General features: G+C 61.5%; 25 protein-coding genes. 8 read left to right on the top strand and 17 right to left on the bottom strand.

The window, feature by feature from the left end:
• Positions 1-3 precede the first annotated feature (3 nt).
• From GOX53_RS10370 to GOX53_RS10325, 10 genes are all read right to left on the bottom strand, one after another.
• Positions 4-444 carry a CBS domain-containing protein gene (locus GOX53_RS10370; protein ID WP_171175995.1) on the bottom strand — a complete coding sequence of 147 codons (441 nt, stop codon included), beginning with the start codon at positions 442-444 and terminating at the stop codon, positions 4-6.
• A 74-nt stretch (positions 445-518) separates the two neighbouring features.
• Positions 519-1085 (bottom strand): NADH-quinone oxidoreductase subunit I, encoded by a 567-nt coding sequence (locus GOX53_RS10365; RefSeq protein WP_171175993.1) that lies wholly within the window; start codon positions 1083-1085, stop codon positions 519-521.
• Between the two features lie 7 nt (positions 1086-1092).
• Entirely contained in the window at positions 1093-2079 is a 987-nt protein-coding gene (gene nuoH, locus GOX53_RS10360) for an NADH-quinone oxidoreductase subunit NuoH (protein ID WP_171175991.1), read from the bottom strand.
• Between the two features lie 95 nt (positions 2080-2174).
• Complete coding sequence (locus GOX53_RS10355) at positions 2175-3614, bottom strand: NADH-quinone oxidoreductase subunit N (RefSeq protein WP_171175989.1); 1440 nt, start codon at positions 3612-3614, stop codon at positions 2175-2177.
• A complete protein-coding gene (locus GOX53_RS10350; protein WP_171175987.1) occupies positions 3611-5086 on the bottom strand; it encodes an NADH-quinone oxidoreductase subunit M in 1476 nt (491 codons plus the stop codon). Before GOX53_RS10350 ends, GOX53_RS10355 begins: the two co-directional genes overlap by 4 nt.
• 9 nt (positions 5087-5095) lie before the next feature.
• Entirely contained in the window at positions 5096-6856 is a 1761-nt protein-coding gene (locus tag GOX53_RS10345) for a Na(+)/H(+) antiporter subunit D (protein ID WP_171175985.1), read from the bottom strand.
• Positions 6849-7103, bottom strand: a complete 255-nt coding sequence (locus GOX53_RS10340) for a hypothetical protein (protein ID WP_171175983.1) — start codon at positions 7101-7103, stop codon at positions 6849-6851. Before GOX53_RS10340 ends, GOX53_RS10345 begins: the two co-directional genes overlap by 8 nt.
• On the bottom strand, positions 7100-8548 hold the full coding sequence (locus GOX53_RS10335; RefSeq protein WP_217351731.1) for a monovalent cation/H+ antiporter subunit D family protein: 1449 nt from the start codon (positions 8546-8548) through the stop codon (positions 7100-7102). Before GOX53_RS10335 ends, GOX53_RS10340 begins: the two co-directional genes overlap by 4 nt.
• 17 nt (positions 8549-8565) lie before the next feature.
• Entirely contained in the window at positions 8566-8871 is a 306-nt protein-coding gene (nuoK, locus tag GOX53_RS10330) for an NADH-quinone oxidoreductase subunit NuoK (RefSeq protein ID WP_217351730.1), read from the bottom strand.
• Positions 8868-9365: an NADH-quinone oxidoreductase subunit J gene (locus tag GOX53_RS10325; RefSeq protein ID WP_171175979.1), complete on the bottom strand. Its 498-nt coding sequence runs from the start codon at positions 9363-9365 to the stop codon at positions 8868-8870. The genes nuoK and GOX53_RS10325 overlap by 4 nt, the downstream gene beginning before the upstream one ends.
• 380 nt (positions 9366-9745) lie before the next feature.
• Here GOX53_RS10325 and GOX53_RS10320 point away from each other — a divergent pair, with 380 nt between their 5' ends.
• Positions 9746-10168: a tellurite resistance TerB family protein gene (locus GOX53_RS10320; RefSeq protein WP_171175977.1), complete on the top strand. Its 423-nt coding sequence runs from the start codon at positions 9746-9748 to the stop codon at positions 10166-10168.
• A 12-nt stretch (positions 10169-10180) separates the two neighbouring features.
• Here GOX53_RS10320 and dacB read toward each other — a convergent pair whose 3' ends face one another.
• Together dacB and GOX53_RS10310 are read right to left on the bottom strand one after the other, a co-directional pair.
• A complete protein-coding gene (gene dacB, locus GOX53_RS10315) occupies positions 10181-11659 on the bottom strand; it encodes a D-alanyl-D-alanine carboxypeptidase/D-alanyl-D-alanine-endopeptidase (protein WP_171175975.1) in 1479 nt (492 codons plus the stop codon).
• 78 nt (positions 11660-11737) lie between these two features.
• Positions 11738-12337: a nicotinate-nucleotide adenylyltransferase gene (locus GOX53_RS10310; RefSeq protein WP_171175973.1), complete on the bottom strand. Its 600-nt coding sequence runs from the start codon at positions 12335-12337 to the stop codon at positions 11738-11740.
• Positions 12338-12490: 153 nt separating this feature from the next.
• On the opposite strand from GOX53_RS10310, the gene GOX53_RS10305 reads away from it, so the two are divergent.
• Entirely contained in the window at positions 12491-13552 is a 1062-nt protein-coding gene (locus tag GOX53_RS10305) for a peptidoglycan-binding protein (RefSeq protein WP_171175971.1), read from the top strand.
• A 6-nt stretch (positions 13553-13558) separates the two neighbouring features.
• Here GOX53_RS10305 and GOX53_RS10300 read toward each other — a convergent pair whose 3' ends face one another.
• From GOX53_RS10300 to GOX53_RS10290, 3 genes are all read right to left on the bottom strand, one after another.
• The gene (locus GOX53_RS10300; RefSeq protein ID WP_254446527.1) at positions 13559-14026 is read right to left on the bottom strand and encodes an MOSC domain-containing protein; all 468 of its coding nucleotides are present in this window, start codon (positions 14024-14026) and stop codon (positions 13559-13561) included.
• Positions 14027-14052: 26 nt separating this feature from the next.
• Positions 14053-14709, bottom strand: coding sequence for an HNH endonuclease signature motif containing protein (locus tag GOX53_RS30220; RefSeq protein WP_171175969.1), 657 nt, complete (start codon positions 14707-14709; stop codon positions 14053-14055).
• A 280-nt stretch (positions 14710-14989) separates the two neighbouring features.
• A complete protein-coding gene (locus tag GOX53_RS10290) occupies positions 14990-16309 on the bottom strand; it encodes an alpha/beta hydrolase (RefSeq protein WP_171175967.1) in 1320 nt (439 codons plus the stop codon).
• Between the two features lie 158 nt (positions 16310-16467).
• Between GOX53_RS10290 and ettA the strand changes: the two genes are divergently transcribed.
• Together ettA and GOX53_RS10280 are read left to right on the top strand one after the other, a co-directional pair.
• Positions 16468-18123 (top strand): energy-dependent translational throttle protein EttA, encoded by a 1656-nt coding sequence (ettA, locus tag GOX53_RS10285; RefSeq protein ID WP_171175966.1) that lies wholly within the window; start codon positions 16468-16470, stop codon positions 18121-18123.
• Positions 18124-18172: 49 nt separating this feature from the next.
• Positions 18173-19006, top strand: coding sequence for a hypothetical protein (locus GOX53_RS10280; protein WP_171175964.1), 834 nt, complete (start codon positions 18173-18175; stop codon positions 19004-19006).
• A gap of 72 nt (positions 19007-19078) precedes the next feature.
• Here GOX53_RS10280 and GOX53_RS10275 read toward each other — a convergent pair whose 3' ends face one another.
• Positions 19079-19651: a transposase gene (locus GOX53_RS10275; RefSeq protein ID WP_171175961.1), complete on the bottom strand. Its 573-nt coding sequence runs from the start codon at positions 19649-19651 to the stop codon at positions 19079-19081.
• A 35-nt stretch (positions 19652-19686) separates the two neighbouring features.
• Positions 19687-20400 carry a DUF1353 domain-containing protein gene (locus GOX53_RS10270; protein WP_171175959.1) on the bottom strand — a complete coding sequence of 238 codons (714 nt, stop codon included), beginning with the start codon at positions 20398-20400 and terminating at the stop codon, positions 19687-19689.
• Positions 20401-20685: 285 nt separating this feature from the next.
• Here GOX53_RS10270 and GOX53_RS10265 point away from each other — a divergent pair, with 285 nt between their 5' ends.
• The 4 genes from GOX53_RS10265 (at position 20686) to GOX53_RS10250 (ending at position 22717) form a co-directional block, all read left to right on the top strand.
• Positions 20686-20892, top strand: coding sequence for a cold-shock protein (locus GOX53_RS10265; RefSeq protein ID WP_171175958.1), 207 nt, complete (start codon positions 20686-20688; stop codon positions 20890-20892).
• Between the two features lie 373 nt (positions 20893-21265).
• Entirely contained in the window at positions 21266-21532 is a 267-nt protein-coding gene (locus GOX53_RS10260) for a hypothetical protein (protein WP_171175956.1), read from the top strand.
• A gap of 64 nt (positions 21533-21596) precedes the next feature.
• The gene (locus tag GOX53_RS10255) at positions 21597-22154 is read left to right on the top strand and encodes a L,D-transpeptidase (RefSeq protein ID WP_171175954.1); all 558 of its coding nucleotides are present in this window, start codon (positions 21597-21599) and stop codon (positions 22152-22154) included.
• A gap of 26 nt (positions 22155-22180) precedes the next feature.
• Entirely contained in the window at positions 22181-22717 is a 537-nt protein-coding gene (locus tag GOX53_RS10250) for a DUF4329 domain-containing protein (protein ID WP_171175952.1), read from the top strand.
• Positions 22718-22721: the final 4 nt, after the last annotated feature.

The following is a 22721-nucleotide window of genomic DNA, read 5'->3' as shown; positions in this document are numbered from 1 at the left end:
GCTTTAATGATACCCGGTCCCGGCGATGTAATGGTGCAGTTCCTTTTCGGTCCGCAGCGCCTCGTCCAGCCGGTGCTTGACCACATCACCGATACTGATCACCCCCGCCAGCGTCTCGCCGTCCATCACCAGCACGTGGCGCTTGCGCTCCTGCGTCATGATCGCCATCACCCGGGGCAGCGTATCGTCCGCCGCGCAGGTGATCAGGCGGCGCTCCATGATCGCGGCCACGGGCTGGTTCAGCGCCTCGGGGCCATGCGTCGCCACCGCGTTGCAGAAGTTCCGCTCCGAGGCCGTCCCCTCAACATGCGTCGGCGTCTGCCCGACGACAACAAGCCCGATCTGCCTGTCCTGAAACAGCCTGAGCACATCGACCGCAGGCGTGTCCGCCGCAACCGAGACAACGTCGTGCCCCTTTAACTGCAATACATCAGAAACATACATCACACCCTCCCTGGCAGTGACCCTGCCAATGGCTTTCCGCACGTTTCCATGTTCCTTGCCGGCGCGCTCAGGGCTTACTTGCGGCGGATGTTCCGCCACCAGTTATAGCCTTCGTCCTGCGCGGTCTCCACGCGCACGCCGTCGGCTGTGTCGAGACGTGCCCGGACCACGCCGCCGCCGGTTTCCGCCTTGCCCGGTTTCGTCAGCAAATCATCCCGCCCGACCACCAGATCGGACGAGTTGAAGCTGGAAAATTCGTACTGCTGCCCAAGCGCGATCGCATCCGCCGGGCAGGCATCCTCGCACAGCCCGCAGAACAGGCAGCGCGCGGTGTCGATATCGAACACCTTGGGGTGTCGGGCGCCGTTTTCATCCTCATAGGGCACCACGGTGATGCAGTCGCAGGGGCAGATCTTGGCGCATAGCTCGCAGGCGACGCAGTTGATCTCGCCCTCGTCGTTCCGCTTCAGGAAATGATGGCCGCGATAGCGCGAATAGGGCAACCATTTCTCGGTGTCGGGATATTGCTCGGTCACCGGGCGCGAGATCATGTAGCTGAAGGTCAGCATCAACGCGTCCCCGATGTCGGAGAAGAAGGCCCACCCGATCCAGGTATTCCGCTTGTCTGCAACTTTGGTCATGGCTGCCTCATACGAAAACAACCCCTGTAATGATTATGTTCGCCAGCGACAGCGGAAGCAAGACTTTCCACCCGATGGCCATGAGCTGATCGTAGCGGTAGCGCGGAAAGGTGAAGCGGAACCACATGAACACGTAGATGAAGAACGCCACCTTGATCAGGAACCACAGGATCGGCGGCAGCGGGATCAGCACGCCGTTCCAGCCGCCGAAGAACAGGATCACCGTCAGCACCGAGACCAGCACCATCACCGCATATTCGCTGACCATGAAAAAGGCAAAGCGGATGCCGCTGTATTCGGTGTGAAACCCGGCGCCCAGATCGCCCTCGGCCTCGGCCAGATCAAAGGGCACCCGCTGCGCCTCGGCCAGCCCGGCGACGAAGAACACGAAGAACCCCACCGGCTGATAGACCACGTTCCAGACATCGGACTGCGCCCGCACGATGTCGAGCAGGCTCATGGATTGCGCCAGCATCACCACGCCGATGACGGCAAAGCCCATGGGGATTTCATAGCTGATCATCTGGGCACAGGTCCTGAGACCGCCCAGCACACCATATTTGCTGTTCGACGCCCAACCGCCGAAGATCACGCCATACACCTCGATCCCGATCACCGCGAGGATGAACAGCAGCGCCACGTTCATGTCCGAGACGTAAAGCGTGATCTCGTGGCCCAGAACCGAGACACTCTCGCCGAAGGGAATGGCGACAAAGACCACGAAGGGCGGCACCATCGCCAGGATCGGCGCCAGTTTGAACAGGAACTGATCGGCGTCGCGTGGAATGTGATCTTCCTTGGTGAGCAGCTTGATACCGTCCGCCACCGGCTGCAGCAGGCCATGCCAGCCGACCCGCATCGGCCCCATCCGCTGCTGGATATGCCCGGCGATCTTGCGTTCAAGCCAGACCAGCGGCATCGGCAGCAGCAGCAGGGCGGCAATCAGGATGCCGACCTTGATGACAATCAGTCCGATAGCAATGGCGAGTTCCATGTCAGACCACCCATCCGATGTGGGGGCGCCGGCGCATTGGCGCGGCGGTTTCGCCAATCATACCACAAACTTGCCGAACCCGCCGCATCCCAGATCTATCTTTGCAGGATCGAGCTTTGCGCCAGGTCCAGAAACCACTGCGGAAACAGCCCGATAAGGATCGTTCCCGCCGCCGCGATCGCCAGAACCAGCGTGAGGTCCGGGGTAAAGGCCGGGGCGGTCCCGGCCACCGGCTCGCGCATGTAGATCACCATGACGATGCGGATATAGAAATAAGCGGCAACCACGCTCAGCAGCACGGCGATCACCGGGATCGCCACCATGCCCTGATCGATCAGCGCGACCAGAATGTAGAACTTGGCAAAAAACCCGGCCGTGGGCGGGATGCCCGCCAGCGCGAACAGGAAAAGCAGCATCAGCAGCCCAAGCGCACGGTGGGACCGGGCCAGGCCCGAGAAATCCTCGATGGCCTCGCCCTGCACCCGCTCGCTGCGCATCACGACGATGGCGGCGAAGATGCCGATATTCATGAAGGTATAGATCAGCAGATACAGCATCACGCTGGCAATCCCGTCTGGCCCGCCCGCGACGATGCCCAGCAGCGCAAACCCCGAATGCGCGATGCTGGAATAGGCCAGCAACCGCTTGATGTTGTCCTGCACCAACGCCACAAAGCTGCCCAGCGCAATCGTGACCACGGCGATCACGGCAACGACCAGCCCAACCTCGGAGACCGCCACCAGCGGGTTCAGGAAAACCCGCAGGATCACCGCGAACCCGGCGGCTTTCGGCCCCACCGACATGAAGGCGGTGATGGGCGTGGGCGCGCCCTCGTAAATGTCGGGCACCCACATATGGAACGGAACCGCGCCGATCTTGAACACAAGCCCCGCCACGATGAACGCAACCGCAAGCAGGATGCCCGGATCGCGCGCCTGCCCGGTTGCGGCGGCGGCAATCGCGCTCAGCTCGGTGGTTCCGGTCAGCCCGTAGATCAGCGAGACGCCATACAGGAACACCCCGGTGGCCACCGCCCCCAGCACCACGTATTTCAGCGCTGCCTCGTTCGAGCGCCGCTCGCGCCGCATGAACCCGGTCAGCACATAGGTGCACAGCGCCATCAGTTCGAGCCCGACATAGATCGACAGCAGATCGGTGGCCGAGGCCATGATCATCATCCCCGACAGCGCAAACAGCAGCAGGGCGTGGTATTCGCCGATATTGATCCGCTCGATCTCGATGAACCGGCGCGACATCAGCAGGGTCAACGCGGTGGCGATGTAAAAGATACCCTTGAAGAACCTTGAAAACTGATCCGTCACGAACATACTCGAATAGGCACCATCATTCTCGCCGCCGATGGCAAAGGTCAGCGCGGCGGCCAACAGGATCACCGCGATGGCGGCCCAGCCCAGCAGATGGCGGCGCCCGGGCGGCACGAACAGGCCCACGATCAACAGGATGCAGGCGCCGATGATCACCACGATCTCGGGCAGGCTGGCAACGACGGACTGGAGGAGCTGGGCCTGGTTCATTCCGTACCCTCCACCCCGTGGACCTGCTCCAGCAGATGCTCGGCGGACGCGCCGATGATGGTCAGGAACGGCTTGGGATAAAGCCCGATCCAGATCACCAGTATCGCCAGCGGCAGCGCCGCCGCGACCTCGCGCCGGGTCAGGTCCCAGATCCTGAACCGTTCTCCCACCTCAGCCGCACCCAGCGCCACCCGCCGGAACATGCTGAGCAGGTAGGCGGCCGCCAGCAGCGCACCAAGGATCGAGATGGCGGCAATCACGGGCCGCGCCGCAAAGGCCCCAGACAGGATCAAAAGCTCACCGACAAAGGAGTTCAGCCCGGGCAGCGCCATGGACGACAGCGTGAAGAGCCCCAGGAACACGGTGTAAATCGGGGCGGCCTTCATCAGCCCGCCATAGTCCGCGATGCTGCGCGTATGCGTGCGCTCATAGATCAGGCCCACGAACAGGAACAGCGCCCCGGTGGTGACGCCGTGATTGAACATCTGCAGGATGCCCCCACCCAGCCCCTGCCCGTTCAGCGCAAAGATACCCAACGTGACAAACCCCATATGCGAGATGCTGGAATAGGCCACCAGTTTCTTCAGATCGTCCTGCGCCAGCGCCAGAAACCCGCCATAGACGATGGCAACGGCCGAGAGCAGCAGCATGAAGGTGGAATAATAGACCGACGCCTCGGGCAGGATCGGCAGCGAAAAACGCAGGAAGCCATAGGCGCCCATCTTCAGCAGCACACCCGCCAGGATGATACTGCCCGCCGTCGGGGCCTCGACATGGGCATCGGGCAGCCATGTATGCACCGGCACCATCGGCACCTTGACCGCAAAAGCCACCAGAAATGCGAAAAACAGCCAGGATTGCAGGGCAAAGGGCAAATCCGCCTGCATCAGCGCGAGGATGTCGAACGTCTTTCCGCCCTGAAAATACAGGACGATGATCCCCACAAGGAACAGCACACTGCCCGCCAGCGTATAGAGGAAGAACTTGAACGCGGCATAGACCCGGCGCGATCCGCCCCAGATCCCGATGATCGCGTACATCGGAACCAGCATCGCCTCCCAGAACACGTAGAACAGGAACAGGTCCAGCGCCGAGAACACGCCCAGCATCAGGGTCTGCATGGCCAGCAGGCTGACCATGAACTCTTTCACCATGGTCTCGATGGCCCGCCACGAGGCCAGAACGCAGATCCAGCCCAAGAGCGCCGCCAGAAAGACGAACAGCACCGAGATGCCGTCAACGCCCAGCGCATACCGGATCCCGAGACCGGGAATCCACGTGTGCGTTTCCGTGAACTGCATCTCATGGGTGGAGGCGTCGAACCCCAGAAGCAGCGGAAAGCACAGCAGAAAATCCGCGAAGGTGACCCCAAGCGCAACCCGTCTGATCGCCAGATCGTCCCGCAGGAACAGCAAAACCAACGCCCCCGCCGCCGGCAGGAAGATGATTATGCTGAGCCAAGGGAAATCCATGCGGTTCCCCTATTGCCAGACAACGGCATAGACAGCGATTGCGGCAACCACGCCCGCAACCATTGCCACCGCATATTGCGACACGATACCGGTCTGGACCCGCCGCAGGCGGCGCCCGCCCTGCAGGATGGTGCTGGCCACCCCGTTCACCACGGCGTCCACCCCGCCAAGATCCGCCCGCAGGCTGGCGTTTGCCGAGCGGTGCAGAAAGCGCAGCCCCACGGTTTCGGAAAACCGGCTGACGGCCTGCTCAAAGCGCGCCACCGGCACATCGGCGACCCACATGAAGGCACGGGCGCCCTTGCGATAGACCCAGTCGGTGTCGAGGCTGATCGTCTTCTCGGGGTCCAGCGATTTCAGGAACAGGACAAAACCAAGTGCGGTGAACATCAGAATGCCAAGGCTCTCGGTCACATGCTGCGCGGTATAGGGAACGAAATCGACCTCATGGGGCAGCAGCGCGTAGAGCGGTGCCGGGTAGACGCCGATGCCGATGCACAGGGCCGCCGCGATGGACATGGCGATCAGCATGTTGCGCGGCGGCTCGGGCGGGCGCAGCCCGGAATCCTTGGCAAAGAACATGTAATAGGGCAGCTTCAGCCCGGTATGCAGGAAGGTGCCGGACGAGGCGAGCGTCAGCAGCAGCATCACCCAGGCGCGGTGATCATACCCGGCGGCGGCAACCACCATGGATTTGCTGACGAAGCCCGAAAAGAACGGGAAGGCCGAGATCGCAAATGCCCCGATCATGTAAAGGGCCACGGTCAGCGGCATGGTCCGGTAGAGCCCGCCCAGCTCGGTCAGCTTGCGCCGCCCGGTGACATAGATCACCGCGCCCGCGCCCATGAACAGCAGCGCCTTGTAAAGGATATGCGCAAAGGCATGGCTGGCCGCCCCGTTGACCGCCATCTCGGTCCCGATGCCGACACCGGCCACCATGTATCCCACCTGACTGACGATGTGATAGGCCAGCAGGCGGCGGCAGTCGTTTTCCAGCACCGCATAGATCACCCCGTAGATCGCCATGGCGGTGCCCAGCCAGACCAGCAGCTCGGTGCCCGGAAAGGCGCGGGCCAGAACGTAGACGGCGGTCTTGGTGGTGAACGCGCTCATGAACACCGCACCGGTCACCGTCGCCTCAGGATAGGCGTCGGTCAGCCAGGCGTTGAGCGGCGGCACAGCGGCGTTCAGCATGAAGGCCGCCAGGATCAGATAGGTGGCAACGCCCATCGCGCCCTCGACCGGGCCGAACAGGACCGAGCCATTGGCCGCCCCGTAGATGACGATCCCCGCCAACAGCGCCACGCCTCCGGTCAGATGCACCATGAGGTATCGGAACCCGGCCCGCGCCGCCGCCTGATCGCGCTTGGCAAAGATCAGATAGGCCGAGGCAAAGGCCATGCCCTCCCAGAACAGGAAAAGCGTCAGGTAATCGCCCGCGAACACGACACCCAACGCGCTGCCCACATAAGCAAACGCCGCCACATGCTGATCGCCACGCTTCAGGTGCAGGGCATAGATCATGCCGATCAGCGACATGATGGTGAACACGGTGGCAAAGACCAGGCTCAGCTTGTCGACGCGGGCAATCAGGATCTCCTGCCCGAGAAACCGCAGGCTCCCGTAGTCCCCAGGCGTCGCCGTCGCCACGGATATGATCGCCAGCACCGGCACCAGCAGCAGCCAGATCTTGCGCAAAAGCCCGTTCAGCACCGGGATCAGGACGGCTCCGATCAGGAACAGGACGGTGGGGTGGAGGAACTCAGTCATAATAGTCCTCCCGCCGCATCAGCTTGCCCTGATGGCCGAGGAATTTGGAAACGAAGATGATCAGGACGCAGGCGCCAAACCCATAAAGCGCCGACCAGCCCGGCAGCCGCTCCCACAGGTATTCGGTATGCACACGCGGGGCCAGGAAATCGGCCACCACGATCAGAACCAGCACGGCATAGAACAGCAACCGCCGCGGCTTAGCATACTTAGGATCGCCGAAGAAGTTGACAACGCGTGCAATCATCGGACCACCCCTTCTGCCAGAGCTATGAAATATCCGGGAAAAATCCCCATTAGCAGCGACAGGACCGCGGTCACCACAAGCGGGATCGTCACCATCGGGATCTCGCGGACACCGCCCTGGCCTTCGTTCGGCTCACCGAAAAAGGCGACATAGCTCACCGGCAGGAAATATGCGGCGTTCAAGACCGAGCTGACCAGCAGCACGATCAGAAACGCGAACTGCTCGGCCTCGACCGACCCCAGCGCGAGATACCATTTCGAAACGAAACCCGAGGTCGGCGGCACGCCGATCATGCTCAGCGAGCCGATGAAAAACGCCCCCATCGTCCAGGGCAGCCTGCGCCCGATCCCCCCCATCTCGCTGATCTTGCGCTTGCCCGACGCGCAAAAGATCGAGCCCGCACAAAAGAACAGCGTGATCTTGGAAATCGCATGTGCCGCGATGTGGTATATCCCGCCGACCATTGCGACCGGCGAAAACAGCACCGCACCCAGCACGATATACGACAGCTGGCTGACCGTGGAATAGGCCAGCCGCGCCTTCAGATCGTCGCGGGTCAGCGCATAGACCGACGCCATGAGAATGGTGAACGAGGCCAGATAGGCGGTGACCAGTGCCAGCCCCAGCCCGTCCATCAGCCCGGTGCCGAAAACATGGAAGACCACGCGCAACACGCAGAAAACACCCATTTTCACCACCGCGACCGCATGCAGCAGCGCGCTCACCGGCGTCGGCGCCACCATGGCCGCAGGCAGCCACGCATGCAGCGGCATCAGCGCCGCCTTGGCGAACCCGAAGAGATAGCAGAAATAGACAACCGTCAGCACCAGGGATGAGGCACCAACATCGGCCAGCAGCCCGCCCGGCACGAAATCGAGCGACCCGGCCAGATGATAGGTCAGCGCAATCGCGGCCAGCAGCACGCTTTTCGACGCTCCCATAAGATAGACGAGGTATTTGCGGCTGCCGTCCCACGCCTCGTCATCCTCGTGGTGATAGACCAGCGGATAGGTCACCAGGCTCAGCACCTCGTAGAAAATCACCAGCGTAAAGATATTGGCGGCAAAGGCGCCGCCCGCCGCTGCCGCCAGACTGGTCGCGAAACAGGCAAAGAACCGGGTCTGCGCGTGTTCGTTCAGGCTGCGCATATAGCCCAGCGAATAAACCGAGGCGACGATCCACAGCCCCGACGAGATGGTGGCAAAAACCAGCCCCAGCGCATCCACCCGGAACGCAAAATCAACGCCCGGCAGGATCTCGAACAGGACCAGCCCGTAACTGCCCCCGGCCAGCACCCGGGGCGCCATCGACACCACCAGCACGAACATCACCACGGCGGCCACCGGCGACACCAGATCGCGAAGCGGTTTGCGGTCATGGAGAATAAGGACCAGCGCGGCGGCCAGCCCCGCGACAGCAACGGCCAGCAGCGGCCGAATGGACATCACCATCTCCAAGACCGCTACCCTTTCATGATCGCCACCTCATCGACTTTGAGGGTGGCCTTGTTGCGCACCAGCGCGACCAGAATGCCCAGTGCGACAGCAACTTCCGCCGCGGTGATCGCGATCACGAAAATTGCAAAAATACGCCCGCGGAAATCGTCGTAGAAATGCCCGAACGCGATGAAATTGATGTTGACGGAATTGAGCAGCAGCTCCAGCGACATCAGCACCACAAGGATGTTGCGCCGGATCAGAACACCGGCGGCGCCGATGACGAACAGAACCACGCCCAGAACAATATACCATGAGAGCGGCACCATCATCCGCTCTCCTTCCGCGCCAGAACGATGGCGCCGACCAGCGCGACCAGCAGGATGACCGAGGCCACCTCGAACGGCAAAAGGTAATCCGAGAACAGCGTGACGCCCAGCTCGCGGATCTCACCTCCGGTGCGGGAACCGGCGGCGGCCTGCGGAAACCGGTTGCTCATCAGCACCAGCACCAGCATCTCGATCCCCAGCAGCACCAGCAGCGCAAAGGCGGCCAGGTTGCGCCCGGGCAGGAACCGCTGCAACTCGGCATCGCGGATATCCAGCATCATGGTCACGAACAGGAACAGGACCAGGATCGCCCCCACATAGACGAATATCTGGATCACCGCCAAAAGCGGCGCCTGCAGCAGCACGAAAATGGCCGAGATGTTGACGAAACAGGCCATCAGGGCGACGGCGCTGTGCACCGGATTTCGCGCCAGTACCACCCCCAGGGCCGTCACGACGGCCACGGTTCCGAACAACAGAAAAAAAACCAGTTCCATCGACGTCGACCCTCCGACGGGGGTTGCAATCCGGTGCAACAAAACCGGGCTGGCAAGCGTGACGTAAAACGAAAACTTCCTGAAATTGTGCCTCAACTGGCGATTTTTCACAAGGAATTCGTGGTCTTATGCTGCAGCTGCATAATCCTGAGGTCCGAGCCAGAGCGAGTCGTTGCGGGCCCATTCCACCGGAGGCCACGGCTGAACACGGCCGGACATCCCGCGCAAAAGGGCCGAGCTGAGCTTGATCCAATCGCCGAAACTCAAAGCCAAAGTTCAGCCGCAAACCTTCGTTCAACACCGCAACCAACAAGGTGTTGAACCTCGCCCCCGCCCCCAATATCTTGCGCCGGCAGAGAACCCGCATTCAGGACAGACACATGACCGCGCAAGCCCCCCACCCGATGACCCCGCAGGATTGCCTGGTGGCGATCATGGTGGCGGTGTCCGCCTCGGACGAGAACATACGCACCGCCGAACTGGTCAAGATCCAGTCCGCCGTCAACATGCTGCCGGTCTTCGCCAGCTACGACATCGACCGGATCAACCGCATCTCGCAGGTGGTGTTCGATCTGTTCGAACAAGAAGACGGGCTGGATGCGCTTTTCGGCCTGATCCGCGACAACCTGCCGGAACGCCTGTTCGAGACCGCCTATGCGCTGGCCTGTGACGTGGCCGCCGCCGACGGCTCGCTGGCCGAGACCGAGTTGCGCCTGCTGGAAGAGATCCGGTACGAGCTCAACGTCGACCGCCTGCACGCCGCCGCCATCGAACGCGGCGCCCGCGCCCGCCACGTGGTCTGAGCCCCGGAAAAGTCAGCTTCCGTAGACCGACCCCCAGCGCTCGATCAGCGCCTGCTGCAATTTGCGCGACCGGCGGTTCCATGACCGCGCGCCCTCGGGCCGTTCCCGCTCGGCGCGGCTCAGCGTCGCCCGACGCGCGGTGTCGGCGGTAAAGATGGCAAAGGCGAGCTCGGCCCCGCCCGCCGCCGTCATGAACCCGCCCAGCCCCGACACGAAGTTCAGCGTGCCGGTCTTGGCGTCCACCCGGATGGGGTGATCCTTGATCGGCTGGCCCTTTTCGTTGCGCAGCCTGAAGGGCTTGAGCAAGGGCCGCAGCGCCCCGTCCTGCCGCGCCTGAACCAGCGCCTGCACCAGATCGCCCGGCGTCATGCGCGAGGCATCTCCCAGCCCCGAATGATCCACCATCGCGGTGCCCGCCATGCCGTATTTCCCGGCCGCCCAGCGGTTCATCTCGGCGGCCGAGGCCGCCAGCCCGTCGGGCCGCACCCCGCGCGCCCGCGTCGCCGCCATCCCCACCATCTCGGCGGTCAGGTTGGTGGAGTATTTCAGCATCCCCCGCAGGATGTCCCGCAACGGCTCACTGCGATGGGTCACTAGCGCATTGCCCTGCGGCGCGCCCCGTACCACCTGTACCCGGCCCAGAACGATGCCGTTCACCCGCGCCAGCGTCCGGAACACATCGCCGATATAGAGCGACGGCTTGCGCACCGGCAGCCAGCGCGCGCCCCCCTTGCCCAGCGCGCCGCGCGCCACGGTCCACTTGTCCAGCCGTGCGGCGGTCTCATAGGTGTAGACCGGCAGGCCCCGGTCCACGACCTGCATCTTCGCCATCGCCACCTGCGGCTTGTAGTTGGCGGTGCGCGCATCCATCGTCACCGCATAGCCCGAGGCACCCCGTTTCCACTCGAAATGCACCCGGTTGAAATTCAGCGCGATCCCGGTCACCGCCGGGCTGTAGCCCAGATGATCGGGCTGCGTCGGGTCGATGCTGCGCACATAAGGCAGCGCGCCCTCATAGACCTTGAACGCCCCGCGCACCTCGCGGATACCGGCCTTTTTCAGATTACCCGCCAGCCGCGCCAGCGCCTCGGTATCCAGCACCGGATCGCAGCCCCCGGCCAGGATCAGATCGCCCCTGAGTATGCCGTTCTCGACCGGACCATCCGCGATCAGCCGCGTCTCGAACCGGTATTCCGGGCCCAGCACATCCAGCGCATAAAGCGCGGTCAGCGCCTTGGCCACGCTGGCCGGCGGCAGCCCGTCGCCCGCGCCCACCGCCTCAAGCTGCGTTCCGGTCTTGGCATCGGCCACGGCGAACACCACCTCGCCCTTCAGCCCGGCGGCCCGGATGATCCGCTCGGGCCCGGTCAGATCCGCCACCCGCATCCGCGGTCTCAGCGAACTGATCGCCGCATCGGCCCAACTCATGCCCGGCGTCAATGCCGCCCCGGCTCCGGCAAGAAATAACCGTCTTGAAATGCGATCAACCATAGCCTGATAAAATCCCAGACTTGGCGGGCAGACAAGCAGGGGCGGCAAGATTTTTCGCCCCCGCCTTCGCCACGAGGATCACGCCCAGCCGCCCCGCGCCCGGATCTGGGTGGAACTCACATCCACCATCGGCACATTGACGAAACACCAGGCGGGTGCGGCGCTGCGGCCCAGCAGATGCCGCGCCTGCCCGTCGATCCGGTGGGGCGCATAGGCCCGCGCCGCCGGCGACATCCGGGCCGAGATCCGGTCGCCGGGCCGCGCCAGCACGCCCACCGGCACGCTCTCCATGATCTGCCGCCAGTTCCGCCAGCGATGCAGCTGCGCCAGATTGTCCGCGCCCATCAGCCAGACGAACCGCACACCGGGATACATCCGCCGCAACGCCGCCAGCGTGTCCGCCGTGGCCCGCGTGCCGAGCCGCGCCTCGATATCGGTGACCTCGACCCGTGGATGCCGCATCACCGCCCGTGCCGCCGCCATCCGCTGCGCCAACGGCGCCGGGCCGCGCTCTTTCAGCGGATTGCCGGGTGAGACCAGCCACCATACCCGATCCAGCCCGAACGCCTTCAGCGCCTCGCGGGTGATATGCACATGGCCCCCATGCGGCGGATCGAACGACCCGCCCAGCAGCCCCACGGCCTGCCCGGGCCGCGCCAGAGGTTTGTTCCGGATCACTGAATAACTCGCAGCATGTCTCGCCTGCTTCGCCCTCATCGCGGCATCTGTCAATCCTGCCCGCGAATTGCGGAAACAGACTGTTTCCGGTACAATCCACAGGGTCCCGCAATTGATCCGCGGGCGGAAGTTTATTTGTTTCAGGATAGTCCGATGGTTAAAAGAATTTCAGCGTCAGTGGGCAAGAAAGGCAAAAATTCAGCGGCGGATGTGACCACCGTCCAACAGCTTCTCAACCCCTTCGCCGGCAAGGCCGGTTTCAGCAAACTCAAGGTCGACGGCGCCCCCACACCGCAGCTCAACAAGGCAATCGGCCAGTTTCAGCTCAAGATCTGCGGCTTCCGGCCCGACTATCTGGTGGAGCCCGGCCGCACCACGATCAAGAAACTCAGCGCTGGCCCTTCAAAAGTCGCCGCCGAGAAAAAGGCTGAAGAGAAGAAGGGCCAGAAGATCAAGGAGGACACCAAGACCAAGGTTCTCAAGGCGGTCAAGGACGCCGCGATGAAAGAGGCCAAGACCCAGTCGCTCGACAAAAACAGCTGGGCGGCCCTGCTCAAGGAGGTCGAGGATTACGCGACCGATCTCTATGAGAAATACTTCAAGTCCAGCGAGAAAAAGGGCGAGCCGCCCGAAAAGGCCGCCCCCAAGATCGCCAGCATCGTCACCAAGCAAACGCAGAAAAAAGCGGTCTGCGAAAAAGTCACCGAACTCAAACAGCAAGAGACCAGCACGCCCGGCAAGCTGACCGGCAAGATCCAAGGCGTGAACAAGCAGGTTCTCAACGTGCTGCGCGAGGTCTCCTCCTTCTACGGCGTGCCCATCCACGTGGTTTCCGGCCTGCGCGACAAAAAGGGACAGGCCCGTGCCATGTTCGCAGGCTGGAACAGCCACCTGGATCGCGGCAACATCTATCTCTACCTGCGCAAGAACAAGAAACTGCGCGAGGAACTGGACGCCTTCGTGCAGAACAAGCAGCGGGATGAATTTGTCCAGCACATGCTCAAACATGCCGACTGGAAACGCGTCTCACGGCATCTGAGCGGCGACGCGGCGGATGTCACCACCCGTACCGACCGCAAGATCATCGCCGCGATTGCGACCTGCCTCAAATACATACCCGAGCGCAACAGCGAAGGCATCAAGTGCCACCATTTCGACAACCGCAAAGTGGTCTGGCCGATCAACGACACCGTCAAGGCAAAGTGGAAAAAATAGCGCGGCTCAGTCCACCGGAGTAACCGGATCGCCCACCCGGATAAGGCCCGGCTGCACCACTTCTGCGCACCAGCCGCCATGCCCGCGCACCGCGGAATACCCGCCCGCGCCCAGCGCCTCCTCCATCCGGCTGCACGGCGCGCAAATGACGGTGAGCCGCAAAACCGCCTCGCCCACCCGCAGCTCGCGCCCCTTCAAAGCGGCCAGATTGATGCCCCCAACCACGATATTCCGCCGCAGCACCTCGGGCGCCACCGGCCCCTGCCCCAGATAACTCCCGATCGCCGCCAGATGCTCGGCCTGCACCAGCGTCACCGCCCGCTTGCCCGCCCGCGCCCGGTCGCCGTCCAGCCCGTCCGCCGCAACCCGCACGCTGTCCGCCGCCCGCATCTGCGCCCTGCGCTCGGGCCGCAGCCCGATCCACTCCACCCGGCCCGCCTGCGCCCAGCCTGAAATAAGATCAGCCAAGTTCATGTGTAGCCACTATTTCTCTCCGCACATCAGGAGAGCCCATATTTACGATCAACACCGAAATGCTCGCGACGATGACAGTTCGGGCATAGAGCAACCATGTTCCAAGGCTCATCAATCCCACCTTCGGAAAGCCAGACCTTGTGGTGAACTTCCAGAAACCACTCACCCAGTGCATTTCGAAACGTTCGCGTGTGACAGCACTCGCACCGTCCCTTTGCCCGGGTTCTAACCTCCTTGACAAATTCAGAGTTCCGGACAAATCGGTCGGTGCACACCTGCCTTCGGTTAGGCGCAGCATCATCGCAAAAGACAAGTCCGTTTTCTTCGATGCGGCCCCCTGCCCTGACGACCTCATGAGGATCGTCAATCTCCATGGGATCGCAGCCTCTTACTCCCAGTATCCTGGATCTGTTCTTCTTGAACTTAATAATATCAAAACCCAGGCGGCCCAAATCCGGCTCATAGGTTTGCGTCACCCACTCACGCGGTTTTACCCCGACTGGAATACTTGACATGGCCCTATCCACCACGATCTTCAAATCCCAAAGCGTGCGGTCAATAGGACACAGAACATAGGTGTTCTGAGAAGGTGCCCGTCCAGAGGGAATAACCGTCAACGATTTTGTCCAATCTATCGCCTCCTGAACTTGCCCGCGATCAATACCCATCTTCTCAAATGACATCTGCCAATTGCTCCTCGAGTTCTTTTAAGAGATCCCTGCCATCAAACTTCGCTTCCACTGGCGTACATCGGCTACCGCTCCTTAATTTGTCTACCGCGTACAGGGTGTCTCCAAGGCTTATCCCGTGGAGAGAAGCGGCTTGAAAGCATGCACCTGAGCGTCCGACTTAATGTGAAAGTCATCCTCGCCCGCATCTGCGCCCTGCGCTCGGGCCGCAGCCCGATCCACTCCACCCGGCCCGTCCGCGCCCAACCTGCAATCAGCTCCTTTAGCTCTGCCACTACCGGTCTTCCCCGGGATATTCCAAGGCCAGATCGGGCAGCCGCTCCAGCGGATAGTCCCCGTGCAGGCGCCAGATATTGTCCTGATCCTGTTCCAGCGGCCTCAGCGTTCCGCCCGGAAACGCGCGCGTGCGCAGCGCAAGCGCGATATCGGACATCACGCCGGGATTGTCCCGGAAATAGGAATGCCCAAGACCGCCCACACCTTCAACGCGGATGAAATGCACCAGCCCCACCTTGCTCAGCGCGGCCAGTTCGCCCGGCGCGAAATCGGACGTGTTCAGCCGCCCGAACCGCGCCTCCTGCGTCAGCAGGGACGAATAGGCCAGCGCCTGATCCTTGGGGTTGATATAGACATTGACCTGCTCGAACGCTTCCGCAAAGCGTTCGCTGATCAGGCGCTGCCGCACGGTGCCCACATCCAGATCCGGTGCCGCCAGGATCAGCGTGCCGGTCTTCATCGTCACCTTGGGCTTGTTGCCCCGCCCCCGCTCGCGGATGACCAGCTCGCGCAGCGCCGATGTCACCACGTCCGTGCCCCTTGAATGCGCCACGATGTCGATCTGGTCGACCTCGGGAACCGAGGCCAGAAAATCCAGCAGCTCCTTGAAGTGGAACACCGAGAACTCACCCGATTCCCGGTCCTTGAAATACTTGAACACCCCCGAGTTTCCCGCTGGCCAGGAAAACGCCAGCGGAATCGATTGCCGCCCGGAATAGTGCCAGACATTAGTCAGCGTGGTCAGCGCGTCCTCAAACCCGTTGTTGAACCCATGCACATAGATCAGGATGTTGCCGGTCCCGCTCTGACGCACCTGCTCGGTGATGGCGGCCCGGAACTGATCGGCATAAAGGTCATATTCGCGCTGCGCATTGGCCTCGGTCTGCAACCGCCCGTCCCGCCGTTCCGACACCAGCGGCGTCTTGGAAAACCGGATCCGGTCGGAGAACGAAGCCACATCCAGCCGCCCCGGCCGGGTCCCGATTCCGGCATTGGTCTGGGCCAGCAAAGCATCCCAGCTCTCCACCCCCCGAAACGCAATCGTCGCCGTGCCGTAGGACATCGAATCCGACCGCTCGGCCAGATACACGACCTCGCCGTCCTCGCGCAGATCCTGCGAGCGGTCGGTGACATAGAGCACCTGCGGCGTGACCGTCCGGTAGACCCGCGGCACCCGCTCGGCCAGATAATTGCGCCCGCCGGCATAGATATTGGGCACCTCGGCCAGCCGATCCGGCCGGGTCGTGCACCCGGGAACAGACATCCCGGCAACGGCCACGGCGGCGGCAACCCCGGCAAACGAGAAACGACTCAGCATCGGCACGTGACCTCCCTTGAACCGCGAGCGCAGCGCAAATGGGGAAAAAAATCAAATCAAACCTGCACATATGCCTCGCCGGCCTAGACGATTGCCCCCGACTGCAAGCTTCGCTATCACACCGCCCAACCCGAATTCCCCGACCCAGAGGACGCAACATGGCCGCCTATCAATATGTCTACCACATGCAGGGTGTCTCCAAGACCTATCCCGGTGGCAAAAAGTGCTTTGAAAACATCCACCTGAGCTTTCTGCCCGGCGTGAAAATCGGTGTCGTCGGCGTCAACGGCGCCGGTAAATCGACGCTGATGAAGATCATGGCCGGCCTCGACACCGACTTCACCGGTGAGGCCTGGGCCGCCGAGGGCGCCAAGGTCGGCTATCTCCCGCAAGAACCGCAGCTCGACTCGGGCCTCACCGTGCGCGAAAACGTCATGCTGGGGGTCAAAGCCAAGAAGGACATCCTCGACCGCTACAACGACCTCGCCATGAATTACTCGGATGAGACCGCCGACGAGATGGCCCAGTTGCAAGACCAGATCGACGCCGAAAACCTCTGGGACCTCGACAGCCAGATCGACGTCAGCATGGAGGCCCTGCGCTGCCCCCCCGACGACGCCAATGTCGAAACCCTCTCGGGCGGTGAGAAACGGCGCGTGGCGCTCTGCAAACTGCTGCTCGAAGCGCCCGACATGCTGCTGCTGGACGAACCGACCAACCACCTCGACGCCGAGACCATCGCCTGGCTGCAACAACACCTGATCGACTACAAGGGCACCATCCTGATCGTCACCCACGACCGCTATTTCCTCGATGACATCACCGGCTGGATCCTCGAGTTGGACCGCGGCCGCGGCATCCCCTACGAGGGCAACTACTCAGCCTGGCTGGAACAAAAGGCCAAACGCCTCGAACAGGAAGCACGCGAGGACAAGTCCAAGCAGAAGACCCTGCAGCGCGAACTGGAATGGATGCGGCAAGGCCAAAAGGCCCGCCAGGCCAAGCAAAAGGCCCGGATCAACGCCTATAACGAACTGGCCGCCCAGTCCGAGCGCGAGAAAATCTCCCGCGCCCAGATCGTCATCCCCAACGGCCCCCGCCTCGGCGGCAAAGTGATCGAGGTCCGGGGCCTCGCCAAACACATGGGCGACAAGCAACTGATCGAAAAGCTCGACTTCGCCCTGCCCCCCGGCGGCATCGTCGGCGTCATCGGCCCCAACGGTGCGGGTAAATCGACGCTCTTCAAGATGCTCACCGGCCAGGAACAGCCCGACGCCGGCACCATCGAATACGGCGACACCGTGCAGCTCTCCTATGTCGACCAGTCCCGCGACGACCTGCACGACAACGACACCGTGTGGGAGGCGATCACCGGCGGTGCCGAGATCATCCAGTTGGGCGACGCGCAGGTCAATTCCCGCGCCTATTGCTCGTCCTTCAACTTCAAGGGCGGCGACCAGCAAAAGAAAGTCTCGCTGCTCTCCGGCGGCGAACGCAACCGCGTCCACATGGCCCGCCTGCTGAAAGAGGGCGGCAACGTCCTGCTGCTCGACGAACCCACCAACGACCTCGATGTCGAAACCCTCCGTGCGCTGGAAGACGCCCTGGTCGACTTCGCCGGCTGCGCCGTGGTCATCTCGCACGACCGCTTCTTCCTTGACCGCATCTGCACGCACATCCTGGCCTTCGAGGGCGACGCCCATGTGGAATGGTTCGAGGGCAACTTCGAGGACTACGAAGAGGACAAAAAGCGGCGGTTGGGGCCGGACGCGCTGGAGCCCAAGCGGTTGAAGCATAAGAAGTTTGCGCGGTGACGAGTCTCGATGTAAAACCTTAGAGAATACTCTTCAGAGGGGGTACCAATTGGAATCGGAAAAAACCGCCATAGGCAATGACGTCCTTGAAGAAAGAATCCGTGGAATTGAGCGTGGAATAGATCGCGCTTCTCAGAGAGATTCGCGATTTACGACAGCCATTAGCTGGAGTTCAGGAATCGTCGTCGCGGCATTTGTCGGACTTCAAGTCTACAGCGCGTTCACGTTAGATGAAAAAGCCAATCGCATTGAGGAAAGAGCCAATACAACGCTTCAAGATGCAGAGACAAAAATTAGGAAGTTGACAGAACGCTTAGGCATTTCAGGTTCAGATGTCGGGAACTTGGTAGGCGATGGAACTAACTATTTGAACGGCACTGTCCACTACTACAAAGGTGAGAATGAGAGCGATAACCCTTATGAAGTTTATTCGCTGGCGGTTTCAATTTCTTTTCAAGTCACAGTAAAGGGTGATGAACCGGGAAAGTTGCTTGGATATGAAATCAGATTCACTGAAGAACTTCCAAATGTTTTGAGAGAAGGAAGCGCAAACGCGGATGCTGAAGAACTGTATAAAAACAGGATGTTAAGACCTGATTACTACAACATGGGATCCGAAGGCATTCTTCTAGCGCCGGAAATACCGATTGAGCTTTCGTATTCCATTAACAGGAATAGACTATCTTGCTCAGACATTGAAAAAATGCATGATAACCTAATTGGAATGCGAACCGCCGGAAAAGTTTTTGTTAAACCTATTTTTGAGAACCACGACAACTCTTCCGCCAAGGAAGAAGAGTTTCATTTGAGGTTTTATACAAACACTATTTATGACTGTAACACACTGGAACAACTGCCGGCCGTCGATGTCGCAGAGAATTGAGCAAGCGTAGGATGGGGTTCCACCCCATTTTTTACCTGTCGAACTTCCAACTTATCCCCAACCCCGCCATCCCTAATGATGGGGTGAAACCCCATCCAACAGCTCCCCAAACAACCCTTCCCGGGGCACACCACCCCATTCCGGATCAACCCGGCCCGCACGAATGTCGCGATGGATCGAGGAATACGGCCACTCGCTTGGGCGATCCACCAACCCATGCTTGACCGGATTGCCCCAACAATACGCCATGTGATTGCGGTAATCGCTTTCATCGCGAATGCAATGCTCCCAAAACCGTCGCTGCCAAATCCCCGCGTCCCCCTTCACCACCTTCGACCCGGATCGTAGGATGGGGTTCCACCCCAACGCTCCAGATGCCTTCACCCCGCGCGTAAACCTCGATTTGATCGCACCCCAACGTGTCGAAAAATCCGTGTCACCGGGCGGCAACGTCCAAATCGCGTGAAGGTGATCCGGCAACACGACAAAAGCATCGCACCAAAAGGGCCGTTCCTGTTGCGTCACCGAATAGGCTTCACGCAGACGTGCAACCTCGCGCGTTAAAAGGTCCGATGATCTGTCGGCCAACGATACGGTGAAAAAGTATTTGGCTCCGGGAATGCGGACACGACGGTAATTGGTCATGCGGTATCATGACCATGATCACGGCTAAGGATCCGTTAAAACTCGATCACCTGCACCACCCGTGCAGGCGGCACATCTTCGCCTGCGATCCTGACCGATTTCTGCTGCCCGGCCACACCGATCCCCAGCCGCGCGTCGATCTGCTTTCGATGCTTCGGATCAATCCGGGGATCGGGGCAGGTGTCATCCTCCCATAGCCTCTTGGAGATCCCGCTGGACACCGCCCAGGTGATCGCACTCGGCTGCACGTCGCTGCCCGCAACCGGATTTTGCGTCTCCAGCGTCTTCAGCATCTCGGCCATGATCTCGAAGCTCTCACGAAAGGTGACGCCGTCCACCTTCGCCTCATCCGTATCGGCGTCCTTCGCGTTCACACATCTGTTCGCGGCAAACAGCCAGTCATGCACCATGTAAGCCGGCGCATATCCCCACGGGTTCAGCCCCTTCACCGGCTGCACCAGCCGCGGGACGCTGCCGCCGTCGGTATACATCAGCCGTGGCTCGATCGTTTCGATATGTACCTCCCGCCCGTCCGTCTGCGCGCCCCGCCTGAACGTCAGCGCCCGCCCCTGCCGATCCAGATCCGGCACGTAGACGAACTTGCCTTCCCCGGGTTTGCCGCCGCCGCCCTCGACCCACATGACCAGCAGCGACCCGGTGAATTCGCCCGGCTTCGACTGGTCGTAGATCCGGCTCCCACAGGCGGTCAGAAGGGTCAGGGCAAGCAGGCCAATGCAGCGGACAATCATCACAGCCTCCAATAATCTCGATCAATGACCCGAGCCTAGTTCCATAACCAAAGCCGCGTCAAAACATCGGCGGAATTATGTACAAACCGGACGATGCCCCCTGAAAACAAAGTACAAACCGGCACAAACAGCTTGTCAGATGCCCGGACGAATGCCATATCCCGGGGGCTTACGTTTTTCTAATTCGACCTACTGTCTCCGATTCCGGCGTTCAGTCTATCGATACAGACAACGACGCCGGGCTGCCGCAATACCGTGGGCAGCACATATTCAGGAGACGACGCAATGCCTTCAGGCACTGTAAAATGGTTCAACACCACCAAAGGTTACGGCTTCATCGCGCCCGATGATGGCGGCAAGGACGTGTTCGTGCACATCTCTTCCGTCGAGCGCGCAGGCCTCACCGGTCTGGCCGACAATCAGAAAGTGACCTACGAGCTGCGCTCGGGTCGCGACGGCCGCGAGAGCGCGGACGACATCGCTCTGGCCTAAGCCATTGAGAGGGCGGGCAAATTTCCCGCCCTCCTTTTGGTCCAGCCCGCGGCCCGCTGTAGACAAATTGCGCCCGGCTGGCCTCGTTTCTCCTATCGTTTCAACAGCTTGCCCCACCGGCAAGGCGCGGATGCAACACCGCCCAGCGGGTCATTTTTTGTATCCAACAATCCAGCGTGAACAGCTGCTAAAACGCACTGGATCACGAAGCCGTCAAACCTCTTCCGCACCGCCGACCATCGCCTAAATCGGGGCCATGACACATATTCTCCGCCTCGCCCTGCCCGCATTTGCCCTGCTTGCGCTGGCCGGCCTCGCCCAGGCTTTCGGACTGACGCAATCCCTCGGTGCCCATCCCTGGTGAGCCGGCAAGGTGATCTGGATCGGCCTGCCCATCGGCGTTCTTTTGGCTGCGGCAGCATGGGCTCTGGCCGTTCCCACGGTGCTGCGGCTGATCGGGTTCGGCCTCCTCACAGTCGTCGCTTTCGGCATCGCGCATTTCGGCAAAACCCGCTTTGCCGCCTCTTTCGCCGAAGACGCGCTTGCAGGACAGGCCTGGTATTTCGGCTGGATTGCAACCTGCGCCCTTGCAGTCGCACTGATTGCATCACTTTTGAGTTATTCGCCCAAGGCGGATTGACCCGTGCGCCTCACCTGCGGAAACTGTCAATCTATTGGTTTTCGTATGTGAATGAGGTCTGTCTATGTTTACGCGCCGCACATTTCTTGCTGCAACCGCCGCTGCCACGGTCCTGGCCGAAATGGCCGCTGCGAAGAAAGCCGTCGAGTACGATCCGACGCCGCAATTCGTCAGGATCAAGAAGCAATTTTTGCCCGGCCAGTTGCTGATCCTGCCGCGATCCTTCTACCTCTATTACATCACTGAACCGCGCAAGGCGGTCCGCTACGGCTGCGGAGTCGGTAAGGCGGGGCTCGAGTTCACCGGCACCGCCACCATCGACGTCAAGAAGGAATGGCCCACCTGGCGTCCGACCGACGAGATGATCGAGCGCGACCCTGTAGCTTATTCCAAGTTCGTCGATAACGACTATGTGCAACCGGGCGGCGGGGACAATCCGCTGGGCGCGCGTGCGCTCTATCTGTTCCAGAACGGGATCGATACCTATTTCCGCATCCACGGCACCACGCAGCCCCAGACCATCGGCAGGGCGGTCTCAAACGGCTGCATCCGGATGCTGAACGAACATGTGGTCGACCTGTACGAAAGGGTGCCGCTGGGCACTGTCGTCACGGTTCTCTGACCGGACCGCAGAGACGGAGCGGCGATGTGATCCGTGTCCTGACAGTTCTGACCGTGCTGCTGCCGGGCCTCGCGCTGGCCGAGCCCGTGCACACCCCGCCGGATTTCCAAGTCGCATCGGTGAAAGAGCGCTTTGCCCCGATCCAGCATCTCTCGTTTGCGGCGGGGCTGGAGTATTGCGGCTATCTGGGGACGGACCCGAGCGGCCATCTGGCCTTTACCGAGATGGTGCGGGGTGATCGCAACGGATGCACACCGCCGGATCTGCCGGACGGCTTCACGCCGATTGCCTCGATGCACACCCATGGCGCCTATGACGCCACCGTCCCGGCGGAGTTTCCCACGGTTCTCGACATGGAGGCGGACCAGAACGAGGGGGTGAACGGCTATGTCGCCACCCCCGGCGGACGGCTGTGGTATATCGACAGCGAGGCGATGGAAACCTATCAGCTGTGCGGGCTGGGCTGCCTGCCGCAGGACCCCGGTTTTCACGCTGGGGACGATGGTGTCATCGCGCAGAGCTATACGTATCAGGAGCTTGAGGAGCTGGAATTCACGCACTGACGGT

The sequence above is a fragment of the Ruegeria sp. HKCCD8929 genome, from assembly GCF_013031405.1.
In the GTDB taxonomy this organism is placed as follows: domain Bacteria; phylum Pseudomonadota; class Alphaproteobacteria; order Rhodobacterales; family Rhodobacteraceae; genus Ruegeria.
Note: the sequence above shows the minus strand (reverse complement) of the source record. Positions and strands in the feature narration are given on the sequence as shown.